Raw genomic sequence first — 11,029 nt, forward strand, 5'->3', positions numbered from 1 at the left:
GCCAAAACGGCCGCAGCGTCGTTTCTCCCCGCGCTCGCAAATTAGCCAAAGAATTTAAAGGAGATTTGAATTCGATCAAAGGCAGCGGCCCCAACGGTCGCATTGTTGCAGAAGACGTGGAAGCAGCAGCCGGTAAAGCCCAACCAGCCCCGGTTCAACAACAGGTAACAGTCCCCGCCGCAGCCGCAGCCGCCGCAGCCGCACCCGCCGCAGCCAAACCTGCACCCGCACCAGTCCCAGCAGTGGCGCTTTCCGGTAACAGAGTACCGATGAACGCGCTGCAAAATGCGGTGGTACGCAACATGGAAGCAAGTTTGAGCGTGCCCTGTTTCCGCGTGGGTTACACAATTACTACTGATAATCTGGACAAACTCTACAAACAAATTAAGTCGAAGGGCGTCACGATGACGGCTATGCTGGCGAAGGCTGTAGCAGTAACTTTACAAAAACATCCTCTGCTGAATGCTTGTTATGTAGAGTCGGGAATTCAACACCGCGCTGATATTAATGTGGCGGTAGCGGTGGCGATGGAGGGCGGCGGTTTGATTACGCCGGTGTTGCAAAATGCCGATCGCCTGGACATATATTCTCTCTCCCGCACTTGGAAGGATTTAGTCGATCGCGCCCGCACCAAACAGCTAAAACCCGATGAATACAGCACGGGAACTTTTACTCTTTCCAATTTGGGAATGTTTGGAGTAGATAAGTTTGACGCGATTTTGCCGCCGAATCAAGGCTCGATTTTGGCGATCGGCTCTTCGCGGCCGCAAGTCGTGGCTAACGAGGAAGGTTTGATGGGAGTGAAGCGACAAATGCAAGTGAATATTACCTGCGATCACCGAGTAATTTACGGTGCTGACGCTGCATCTTTCTTGAAAGATTTAGCCAAATTGATTGAGACAAATCCTCAATCTTTGACACTTTAGCGCTCGTTTTAAATCTCCCTTTTACCCAAAAAATGTAAAAGGGAGATTTTGACTATTTTTTCACCAAATATCTCAATGTGGAATATAGACACAGTTTGGTAAAGCAGATAAAATAGATAAATGATAGACTGATGTTATACCAATTTTAAAAAAGAATGCAACAGTGTTCTTGTCCCCCCCCTTTACAAGGGGGGGCTAGGGGGGGTCGAAGAGTGTTGCACGATTTTAGAAAAATGGTATTATGGCAGGATTGTCTGGAGCAGGCGGTAATTGGCAAGTTATTGATGAAGTTGCCGATCGGGCTGTTGTCCAACAACAAGATAAATTATCATGCGGCCCTGCTTGCGGTGAAATGCTCCTTGGCGATCGGGGAATGTACGGTGCTAGTCAATCTTTAATTGCGGATGAAACTAAAGTACCTGTCAATATTGAAGATTTAGCGATTTCACTCAATACTCTGGATACAAACAGTTCTAGATTTTGGTTGGGCGGTACTGTGTCTATTCCTGGAGCTACAAATTTTGAAATAGTTGAGGTATTAATTAGCACTGGTTCTTGGGCTGCTATTTTGTGGGAAACTTTAGCTGACTTAGGGCATATAGTCATTGTTGATGGACTCGACGATACAGGAAAAATTCTAATTCGTGACCCTTGGAATGCTACAAAATATAAAATGGAATTAGAGGAGTTTTTAAATTACTGGAACCTTAAAGCAGTTTACTCATTAATACGATGAAAGTGCAAGTTTTGTCTGTTAACCCTGCGATCGAACTTAATACTCACCAGGTTTTGGTGTCAGTTGGTACGGATACACACAAATTTATTTTTACAACAGAAGTCAATCAAGTTGGAGAACATTTGCTTCAGACTACTCGCGGCGATTCCCTACGGGATAGCTGCGCTTCACGCCCTTTTTCAGAAGTTTTTCGATTTAATCAGCGGCTAGCGATGAATGTGACAAATCTCGTTGTTAAATTCTACAACGGTGAAACTGTCGAACTTCCGACAGATGTTGGCATTTTTGTCACTCCAGAAACAGCTTTATCGAAGCAAAAGCCATTTGAAGATAGCATTTTAGCAAACACTGATTTGCAACCATCAAAAGCAGTCGATCGAGAAACCCGCCAACAAGCGATCGCGATTGTTGAGGAGTTACCGGAATCTCTGCTTGATGAAGCCGTTAAGTTTCTCGAATCTTTGTATGTTAAGGGCGATCGGGTAAAGTAGCGATCGAGAGTGAATCGGTAGCGAAACAACACGGCGTTGTGTCCTTTCGATACCCAAACAACAAGCCAACCCTTAACAATCAACCGTCAACCACCAACTAATTACTCGATCGCACAGTCAAGACTTGCGGCGGCGTTGCATCCGGCGGATACAAGAAATCCACCTGCACCAAACGGCGTTCCCCCGGCTTCATATTCACATTCACCAAAGGTTCCCCCTGCTGTCCCCGGCGCTGCACAATGTGAATGTAGCGCGTCAAAGTCTTACCCGTATCGTCATTAAATATCACCCGCACCGTACCTCGGAAAAATATCCGATTTTCCGGCGGATCGTAAAACATCAATCCCCCCGATTTTGTATTTGTTTTAATCGGTGTTTGCATTCTAATACTCACCGATTGAGACTCGCGAGATTTGTTGTAAAGCGGAAAAGCTAAGTTGTATTGAATCCCGTAATTGCCGTGAGCAAAATAAGCAGTATCGGGATAGCGAGCTAACATTTTAGCGCTTTGAATTTGGCCTGTGCCAAAAGTACCCGTATCCGTAGTGCTCAGAGCATAGGAAAATGACTCGCCGCGCTTGGGAACAGTTAAATAATCGCTTCTCGAATTATCAGTAATTTTAGCTTTCCACTCCGAACCTTCAGCTACTCCCGCCACGCGGCCGTAAATTTTTTGCAGCGGATTTTCGTCTTGCGGAGTTGGTGCCAAATCTCTCGGCCCCGCTAAACCTTTGGTATTTAAAATATTTTCCCACTGTTCTAAGGTCGGAGATTGTTCGACTCCATTTTTAGTTGGAGGAACAAACATTGCTAAACTAGCAACATAAACCGAATTGCTGCTCGACATTCGCATCAAAGTCGATCGCCCGTTGGAAGCAGGCGTGACATTCCCCACAGGTATCGGCAAATTCATCAGCATTCGGCTCTGCATGGCCGGTATCTCGATCTCAGCGGGCAAAATGGCTTGTCTGTACCCCCGCAGCACATCGCTGGTAATCCGGCTTCCAGGCCCCGCAAACACTGTGCCGAATCGATTTTCTAAATACGACGGCAAATCGACAAACAACGCATCCGGCCGAGTTAAATAGGTAGCTCCTTGCAATACTTTTAAAGTAACAGGTTCCGAGTTGGGATTGTAGACAATTATTCCTTGAAATAAGGTGCGAGTTTCGCGGCGATTTTTAGCTTTGGCGATGTGGTGGGCGAAGATATCAAATCGGCCTTTGAAGGGAAAGTTTAAGTGTGCAGAAGGTACTTGTTTGCTTTCTGGTGGAAATGTGGAGAGCAAAATGCCTTCGGTTTGCACGACTTCCGGGCTGTTGCTGTTGAAAACGGGAATGTTGTCGAGTTTTCCCGGCAAAACGCGCACTTGCTGGGGCACTATTACAGTATTCAGCGGGCTGCTGCTTGGCGGCGGCGGCTGCACATCCCGTTCGTTTTCCGGTAGGGGGACTTCTGGCTGGATAATCAGTTGCTGTTGGGTGGGAGGTGCGGCAATTGCTTGAGCTAAGGGTAGAATTGGTAAAAACATAGCTGCGATCGCGTTTAACTGAACTTGTGCTGATAATTCGATCGGGCGATCGACACAAAACTTTACCACAAGTTGGTTGAGAGCTGCGACAATTTTTTAATGACAATAATTTTAACCAACGACGACGGCATCGACGCTCCGGGGATTCAGGCGCTGTTGCAGGCTGTAGAAGGCAAGACAATTATGGTGGCTCCCCAAGGGCAGTTATCGGGCTGCGGGCATCAGGTGACGGCTCACAGTCCGATTCATGTCGATCGGCGATCGGAATTTGAGTATGCTGTGGGGGGAACACCCGCAGACTGCGTGCGAATCGCTCTTCATCACCTTTGTGCGAAGCCGGATTTAGTGCTTTCGGGGATTAACGCCGGTGGCAATTTGGGCGTTGACGTGTACATTTCGGGTACGGTGGCTGCGGTGCGGGAAGCTGCAATGCACGGTATTCCCGGTATCGCAATTTCCCACCGGATTAAAAGGCCGCTCGAAATTGACTGGGATGTCGCGACTCGCTGGACATCCCGAGTATTGGCGGATTTGCTGAAACGGGAATCAAAGTCCGGGTGTTTCTGGAATGTGAATTTTCCGCATTTAGCGCCGGGAAGTGCGGAACCGGAAATTGTGTTTTGCAAGCCTTCGACTGAGCCGCTGCCGGTTGAGTACAAAATGGAGGGAGAATACTTTTATTATGTTGGAGAATATGGGAATCGCGATCGGGCGGCGGGAACTGATGTTGACGTGTGTTTTGGCGGTAATATTTCTGTGACTGAGATATCTCTATGAGGGGATTTTGAGCTGTTTGGGCGATCGAGATATTTTTTTATTAGCAGATTAATAGAATGTGTTAAATGCGGTAAGGGAATATTTGATATTGATAGCTAAAAACTGAACTGCACATACCCTACATAAAATATCGTGTTCGCTCAATTACCAATAATAAACAAGGTTTGTAGTGAAGACTTTAGTCCTGATAACCAGAAGACTAAATTCCTCACTACATCCGAATCTGATTATTAAGTTTCTTCGAGCGACATGACATAAGAAACAGATTTTCGGATTATCCCAAAAAGGGATATTTCGATGTTGGAAATTGTAGTAATGACCATTGCACAGCATTAATAGCCATCCCGAAATCGGCTGCTATCTCTACTTGCTGCCGTCACTGCTACCATGACTTTTTTTTGTCATCCTTCGGCTTAGCCGCAGCGTCAGGCTGTTTCTTGGGCTTTTTGACTTCTTTGTTGCTTTTTCTTTCTTTTGACATAATGATTCCTCTGTTTTGACTCAGCATAACATAGATTGAAATATCTGTCTAACTGCCCTTAAAACTGGTTGTCTCAAACTGATTTGAGAGTGTATCCGCTAAATTACCCTGAATAAAATAGGTTTGTAGTTAGGACTTTAGTCCACAGCATTTTCAGAGAAATTTAGTCCCAACTACAAACTTATTTCTTATTTCATTGCTATATTTTTAGCAGGCACAAGATTGCTTGCGGTTGATTTTTGATAATTTTTGGTGGATGACAGACCCGATTTTGCACAAAGAGCATCTACAGATATCATCGGTAAAATGTCGGAAATTACTTTTAACCGGACAGTTTTGATGTCGCAGCCTCAAACCCTTTGTTTACCGGAAAGCCTATAACGTGCCTCGGCCAGCGCGGTCTTCGTACCGCTTCCCTCAAACCCCTCTTCTAGGGTTGACTGTCCAAAACTGTCCGCAGCGTTGCAAAAAAACCGAGTATCTTGAGAAATATCAAGTTAGTTTGTAGCTTTATCGAAAGTGCGATCGCCTCCGCTCGATTAGATATAAAATATTTATTAAGAGTTAAGAATTTTTAGAGAAATTTTCGCTATTAGGAATCTAACCGCTATGGAAGTCACTGAGCTACTCAAAGACTACGAAAATGGCAAAAGAGACTTTGTAGGTGCCGAGCTGAGCGGAGCCAATCTCAGCGGAGCTATCTTGGACGGAATCAACCTTTCGAGGGCTAACCTTGCGGGAGCTAACCTGAGTCGGGCGCATCTGACCAAAGCAGCACTCAACGGCGCAAACCTTTGCAGGGCAAATCTGAGTTTTGCCAAAATGGGCCAAGCCAGACTAGCCGACGCAGAACTCACGAAAGCAAATCTCAGCGGAGCTTTCCTCGTCAAAGCAAAACTCCCCAGGGCTAAGTTGACCGGAGCTCAACTCATAGGTGGCAACCTGCGGAACGCCATTCTCTGGAACGCCAATCTGTGTACGGCAGACTTGCAATTCGTCAACCTGCGGGGAGCCAACCTGACGGGAGCAAATCTCAACTGGGCGCACTGTCCAGAGGTGAAACTCAGCGGTGCAAAGCTTTTTGGCGCTCAACTCACAGGTATCTATCTCAAAAAAGCTTACATGAACGGCATCGACCTCAGCAGGACAGACCTCAATGGTGTCAATCTCAGCGAAGCCAAACTCAACGGGGTCAACTTGGAAGGCTCCAATTTGTTAGCAGCAAATCTCAGCGGGGCTCAGTTGCGGGGCGTCCAGTTGAAGGGAGCAGATTTAACAAGAGCGAACTTGGTGGGAGTTTCTTTGGTGCAGGCAAATCTCGATTGGGCTAGGCTGTGTTATGCAGACTTGAGCGAGGCAGACTTGAGCGGCGCAACATTCTTGGGAGCTAACTTTGAGGGTACTTTGTTAGCCGGCTCCACAATGGGCGCATCTGCGAGTTTTGATGTCTGCTTAACTGCGACTGGTTGTGTCGCAGCGTAAGCATTCGGGAAAAGTTACTCTGGCAATAAATATTTGATATGTTAACCGCAGATTTCCAGCGCATAAACACTGATTGACGCAGATAATTCAATTTTCTCTGCGCGATGCAGAGTGCAACTCAAGTCTATGGAACTCACCCGATTAATTTCGCGACTCGCAAGGCAGAGGTAATCGCTCCTTCGTGCAAACCATCCCCCAAATAAGCTCCCGCATGATAAGTGTGGTTCTCGCCGTTAGTCTCGATAACTTCGTCTCGGTATCGAAAAGACTCGACACTATACATGGGTGTATGATGTTTTTGAATGTGAATAATCTGGTTTTGGTCGATCGACTGTTCCAGTCGGAATGCTAAACTGTACTCTCGCGGTGACGAAATGCCACAAAGCTGATTCAAGCTCGCATTATAGCCCCATCCTTTGTCCGTCTCGAAAAAATCAAATTCTGATAACTTGCGGATGCCGTAGCGATCGTACATCGAAGTATCCGAATGCAGCACAGTCGTGGCATAATTGGGTTTCCAGGCCGCAAACCGCTTCGTTTCCGCCTCCGTCGGGTCAGCCAACAGCCTCATTACTTGGTCTGGCGGCATCGCAAAAACCACCTTATCAAATTCCTGAATCTCCCCATCAGACAGCACAATTTTTACACCATCAGCACTTCTAAAAATCTTGGCAATCTCCACATTTAGCAGTATGTCGCCCTTAAAGTGCTCCAGAATCTTTTCAATGTAAGAATACACGCCGCCTTTAATCCTTACCCAGTTAACCGAGGCATATTCCCGCAGCATGGGAATCGCCAACTCTGCCGGAAAATTGTCGAGCAATTCAAACGGTATCGAGTAGCTGTACATCGTCAGCAACTTCAGCCAATCATTGCGGATGCAGGAACTTTTCAAACTCTGAGAAAGCGGCATATCGTAGAAATCGTGCTGTTTGGCAAACCGCATTTTTAAAATAAATCCAGCCGAACGAGCATAAAGAGCATCCAGCCGCAAATATTCGATCAGGCGTTGAATTCCCGTGAAGTTTTTCTGAATTGCGACTTTTGATAAAAAGTGGCGGTTGTCTCTAAAAAACAGCGCAGAACCAATTTGCACGGGTTCTAATTCAACTCCCAGCTCCTGCATGAGAGCGACGAAATTATAAAACACAGTCGGAAATTCCAGCACTCCATTTTCTAATATTTCATTGCACTCAGATTGATTTGGCGCAACATTTTTGTTCAGCGTGCGAATGTGTCCGCCTAAAATCGGTTGCTTTTCCAAAACAGTGACGCGGTGCCCCTGTTTGTCCAGCCAGTATGCTGCGGCCATACCGCTAGCTCCGCCCCCAACAATTGCAATTTTCATAGTTCGCTCCTAGAAGGAAGAAGGAAGAAGGAAGAAGGAAGATGGAAGATGGAAGATGGAAGATGGAAGATGGAAGATGGAAGATGGAAGATGGAAGATGGAAGATGGAAGATGGAAGATGGAAGATGGAAGATGGAAGATGGAAGAAGTCATTAGTCATTAGTCATTAGTCATTAGTTATTAGTGCTGTCGCCTCCGAGCTTTCCGTACAATGTCATCAGGAAGATGGAAGATGGAAGAAATTTTCGTTTCCAGGTAGAACCTAGGAACGCATTTCACTGTTGCTGTGTCTCGTCATTTTTAAGAGGCAGAGCAAGAGTGAAATTTATTCCTTGGCAAAGCCAAAAAATGAGAGAAACAGGAAAATAACCAATTGCTAATTTTCCTTAACCTAAAATCGCATCGCCGGATAAACGTTGATAAAGCAGCGCCCCCGTCCAAAATGTCGGCGCAAAGCCTGGATAGCCCGATGAGGCGTTGCAGAAATAGAAATTGTTGAGGGATGTTTCGTGATTTAGCCGATCGACTCCCATGTTTTTCGGTGTCAGCTTAGAACCGTAGGAATTGCCGTTAGGACACCAACAGAAGCGCTCGTTAGTTGTAGGACTTCCGGTAATGTGAAATACCATGTGTTTGCGAAAATCTGGAACATAGTGTTTTTCAACTACGTCTAAAATCGAGTCCAGAATCTCTTGTTTTTTCTGTCTGTAAGCTTTGCGATCGGTATCCCAAAGTTGTTTAAAATAGCTGTAATTAGCAACAGTCAGGAATTCCACAATTTGACAATCTTCTGGACAATCTCCCCGCGATTCGGTTAGCAAAGTCGGCGTGGTAATCGCAAAACTCGGACTAGAAAAATCATTTTTATCGTACATTTGAGCAAAAGCTTCATTCAGATTCAAGTGTTCGGAATGAAACGTATTCCATTTGCCAAATCCATAGTCTCGCAGGTCGATATCTTTGACAACACAGTAGACCATGTAATTAGATGCAGAATACTCGTAGTCGAGTTTCCGCCGCACTGTTTTCGAGAACAGTTCCTCTCCAATCATCTTGGCCGCTCGTTTGGGATCGAGGTTGCAAATCACCGTGTCGCCGGTGAATTCATGGGTTTGATGCGTGGTTAAATCCATCGCTTCAACTCCCGTTACGGTTCTATCTTTTACCCTAAAATTCGTGACTTCGTGGTTTAGAGAAACCTTCCCGCCGTTGGATTCAATGACTTTAACTAAAGAATTGATGACATCTTCAAAATGTTGCGTTGGGTAAAACGCACCTTCTTGATAGCCTCGAAACAAAGCAATCCAAGCATAGAAAGAAAGCTGGTTCGGAGGTAGCAAAAAGTCCGGCCATTGCAGGGCTAATAGGGTTTGGGCTGCTTGCGGGAGTTGGAATTTATCGAACACGTCTTGAAGCGTGCTGTTGAGGTGTTGGACGGCACAGAATACGTCACTGAAATTTTTGATTAATTCAATTGGTTTGACGGGAGGAGCGAGTTTTCTGAGTCCTTCGCCGGTGTTTTCGACTTCGTTGACGAATTTGCGAATTCTCTCGCTTGCTTCGGGAAACAGGGCCGACAATCTGCGGATCAGTTCTTCTGATTCCGAGGGAATATCTAGTGCGTACCCCGGCATTCTCATGCGGTCGAAGCCATTCGGATCGTACCGTTCAAAGGTGACATCGCGATCGAGATTGAGTTTTTTGAGGACTCGATTCACTGTATGTCCTTCGCCGCAGTCCCAAACGTAGTGGAATTGGGCATTAAAGGTGTATTTGTTGGCCATTGTAAAGGTGTGGCCAAAGCCTCCGGGGTGTTCGTGCGCTTCAAGGATGTGTACGGTTTTGCCAGAGTTTGCCATCAAAGCTCCGAAAACCAGTGCTGATAAACCACTGCCGACGATGAGGTAATCTGTTTTCATGGGATATTTCCTCGATCGATATGAAGATGGAAGAAGGAAGAAGGAAGAAGGAAGAAGGAAGATGGAAGAAGGAAGATGGAAGATGGAAGATGGAAGAAGGAAGAAGGAAGATGCGATCGACCACAGGGGTTTCATTCCTAAGAACATTCTCACCTACTTATCTATCTAAGCTAACTCTCAATTCTGAGGAAAACGTGAAGTCAAGCAACAAAATTGCTAAGGGTGCTGGTTAAAGCGTTGTATTAAAGCCATTTTGCGGTTGCTGTTAAGATTAATTAAGCTTTTTTAATCTAAGTTATAGCTTGTAGGGCGAGCTTTCCAGGTCGCCCCACCAGGGAAAAAACCGGGTTTATACCTTTGTGCGTAAGTCTTAAGGTATAGCTTTATCTACCTAATTAGGATGATATTAATGAGATGTCCGATCGCTTATTTGTGCGGTACAACTGACAGAAGAGCACCTATGGCAAAAACCGGGTTTCTGACCGCAAATTTAGCATCACAACCTATATCTCTGGTTCAGAAACCCGGTTTTTAAGAGCTTGTAGAATCGCTTATTTGTGCGGTACAATGACATCAAAAAAAGCGTCATCTAGATCGTAACCAAACATTTGGGACATCGCCATCAACTTCGATTTGCTGGGAATTCCCTGCTGGTTCAACCAATCAGTCAACACAAAAATTTTGCTCATCAAAAACATTTCTAAAGCTTCAGGATTGTACTGAATCCCTTGGGTGCGGTGGAACTGGTGGGGCACTAACATCGCCGCGTAGCGGGCCAATTCTCCACCTTTCCAATCTAGCAAAAACGGCAGCCAAGGATAACAAGCATCCAAGCGGATAAACCACAGCCGCACTTCTGGAATTTCGGATATTTCTCGCGGATCTAATTCTTCGCGCGGATACTCAATTTCAAATTGTACCTGTTGTTCGTTTTGGGCGATCGCCCCGGAGGCCAGCCACTGTTCGATCGCACTCCGCACCGGAGACAAATCTAAACTGTTTATGCGATCGGCATCAATCGCTATCATAATACTCATAAAATGTCAACCTTATAACATTAAGTTTTATCTATAATACCACCAATCACCAATTAGCAATTAGCAATTATCTCAAATCCGACTGATTCATCTCAATCCCTTCAATCCCGTACATTCCCCGTTGCCTTCTTCATTCTTCCTTCTTCCCTTTTCCCTCTTCCCTCTTCCCTCTTCCTTCTTCCTTCTTCCTTCTTCCTTCTTCCTTCTTCCTTCTTCTCATCACCCATTTTTCCCAAACTTGCCATCCTGCAAAGAATTACCAATTCCCTGAATAATTCCCCGCCCAATCAAACCAATTCCC

At 45.6% G+C, this 11,029-nt stretch carries 11 protein-coding genes; 6 read left to right on the forward strand and 5 right to left on the reverse strand.

Annotated features, from left to right (window positions below):
• The 3 genes from AACV78_RS11170 to AACV78_RS11180 form a co-directional block, all read left to right on the forward strand.
• Nucleotides 1-926 (forward strand): dihydrolipoamide acetyltransferase family protein (locus AACV78_RS11170; RefSeq protein ID WP_194074404.1); only part of this gene is annotated, 926 nt, incomplete at its 5' end.
• A 241-nt stretch (nt 927-1,167) separates the two neighbouring features.
• Entirely contained in the window at nt 1,168-1,662 is a 495-nt protein-coding gene (locus AACV78_RS11175) for a cysteine peptidase family C39 domain-containing protein (protein ID WP_194010434.1), read from the forward strand.
• Nucleotides 1,659-2,153 carry a hypothetical protein gene (locus AACV78_RS11180; protein ID WP_194010435.1) on the forward strand — a complete coding sequence of 165 codons (495 nt, stop codon included), beginning with the start codon at nt 1,659-1,661 and terminating at the stop codon, nt 2,151-2,153. The genes AACV78_RS11175 and AACV78_RS11180 overlap by 4 nt, the downstream gene beginning before the upstream one ends.
• Nucleotides 2,154-2,250: 97 nt before the next feature.
• Here AACV78_RS11180 and AACV78_RS11185 read toward each other — a convergent pair whose 3' ends face one another.
• Nucleotides 2,251-3,684, reverse strand: a complete 1,434-nt coding sequence (locus AACV78_RS11185; RefSeq protein ID WP_194010460.1) for a DUF3370 domain-containing protein — start codon at nt 3,682-3,684, stop codon at nt 2,251-2,253.
• Nucleotides 3,685-3,783: 99 nt separating this feature from the next.
• Between AACV78_RS11185 and surE the strand changes: the two genes are divergently transcribed.
• A complete protein-coding gene (gene surE, locus AACV78_RS11190; RefSeq protein WP_194010436.1) occupies nt 3,784-4,461 on the forward strand; it encodes a 5'/3'-nucleotidase SurE in 678 nt (225 codons plus the stop codon).
• A 1,090-nt stretch (nt 4,462-5,551) separates the two neighbouring features.
• On the forward strand, nt 5,552-6,424 hold the full coding sequence (locus AACV78_RS11195; protein WP_194010437.1) for a pentapeptide repeat-containing protein: 873 nt from the start codon (nt 5,552-5,554) through the stop codon (nt 6,422-6,424).
• Between the two features lie 133 nt (nt 6,425-6,557).
• Here AACV78_RS11195 and AACV78_RS11200 read toward each other — a convergent pair whose 3' ends face one another.
• Together AACV78_RS11200 and AACV78_RS11205 are read right to left on the reverse strand one after the other, a co-directional pair.
• Nucleotides 6,558-7,772, reverse strand: a complete 1,215-nt coding sequence (locus tag AACV78_RS11200; protein WP_194010438.1) for an FAD-dependent oxidoreductase — start codon at nt 7,770-7,772, stop codon at nt 6,558-6,560.
• A 386-nt stretch (nt 7,773-8,158) separates the two neighbouring features.
• The gene (locus tag AACV78_RS11205; RefSeq protein ID WP_194010439.1) at nt 8,159-9,691 is read right to left on the reverse strand and encodes a phytoene desaturase family protein; all 1,533 of its coding nucleotides are present in this window, start codon (nt 9,689-9,691) and stop codon (nt 8,159-8,161) included.
• Between AACV78_RS11205 and AACV78_RS11210 the strand changes: the two genes are divergently transcribed.
• Entirely contained in the window at nt 9,690-9,860 is a 171-nt protein-coding gene (locus tag AACV78_RS11210; protein WP_194010440.1) for a hypothetical protein, read from the forward strand. The genes AACV78_RS11205 and AACV78_RS11210 overlap by 2 nt on opposite strands.
• Before the next feature lie 382 nt (nt 9,861-10,242).
• Here the strand turns inward: AACV78_RS11210 and AACV78_RS11215 are convergent, their stop codons facing one another.
• Entirely contained in the window at nt 10,243-10,728 is a 486-nt protein-coding gene (locus AACV78_RS11215) for a CRR6 family NdhI maturation factor (protein WP_194010441.1), read from the reverse strand.
• Nucleotides 10,729-10,829: 101 nt separating this feature from the next.
• Nucleotides 10,830-11,015, reverse strand: a complete 186-nt coding sequence (locus tag AACV78_RS11220) for a hypothetical protein (RefSeq protein ID WP_194074405.1) — start codon at nt 11,013-11,015, stop codon at nt 10,830-10,832.
• Nucleotides 11,016-11,029 lie beyond the last annotated feature (14 nt).

This window comes from Tychonema sp. LEGE 07196 (genome assembly GCF_963890365.1).
Classification (GTDB): Bacteria; Cyanobacteriota; Cyanobacteriia; order Cyanobacteriales; family Microcoleaceae; genus Microcoleus.

Excerpts from the sequence above, each read along its gene's own strand:
- AACV78_RS11195 (WP_194010437.1), top strand. The coding sequence starts at position 5,552 with ATGGAAGTCACTGAGCTACTCAAAGACTACGAAAATGGCAAAAGAGAC.
- AACV78_RS11200 (WP_194010438.1), bottom strand. The coding sequence starts at position 7,772 with ATGAAAATTGCAATTGTTGGGGGCGGAGCTAGCGGTATGGCCGCAGCA.
- AACV78_RS11175 (WP_194010434.1), top strand. The coding sequence starts at position 1,168 with ATGGCAGGATTGTCTGGAGCAGGCGGTAATTGGCAAGTTATTGATGAA.
- surE (WP_194010436.1), top strand. The coding sequence starts at position 3,784 with ATGACAATAATTTTAACCAACGACGACGGCATCGACGCTCCGGGGATT.
- AACV78_RS11180 (WP_194010435.1), top strand. The coding sequence starts at position 1,659 with ATGAAAGTGCAAGTTTTGTCTGTTAACCCTGCGATCGAACTTAATACT.
- AACV78_RS11210 (WP_194010440.1), top strand. The coding sequence starts at position 9,690 with ATGGGATATTTCCTCGATCGATATGAAGATGGAAGAAGGAAGAAGGAA.
- AACV78_RS11215 (WP_194010441.1), bottom strand. The coding sequence starts at position 10,728 with ATGAGTATTATGATAGCGATTGATGCCGATCGCATAAACAGTTTAGAT.
- AACV78_RS11185 (WP_194010460.1), bottom strand. The coding sequence starts at position 3,684 with ATGTTTTTACCAATTCTACCCTTAGCTCAAGCAATTGCCGCACCTCCC.
- AACV78_RS11205 (WP_194010439.1), bottom strand. The coding sequence starts at position 9,691 with ATGAAAACAGATTACCTCATCGTCGGCAGTGGTTTATCAGCACTGGTT.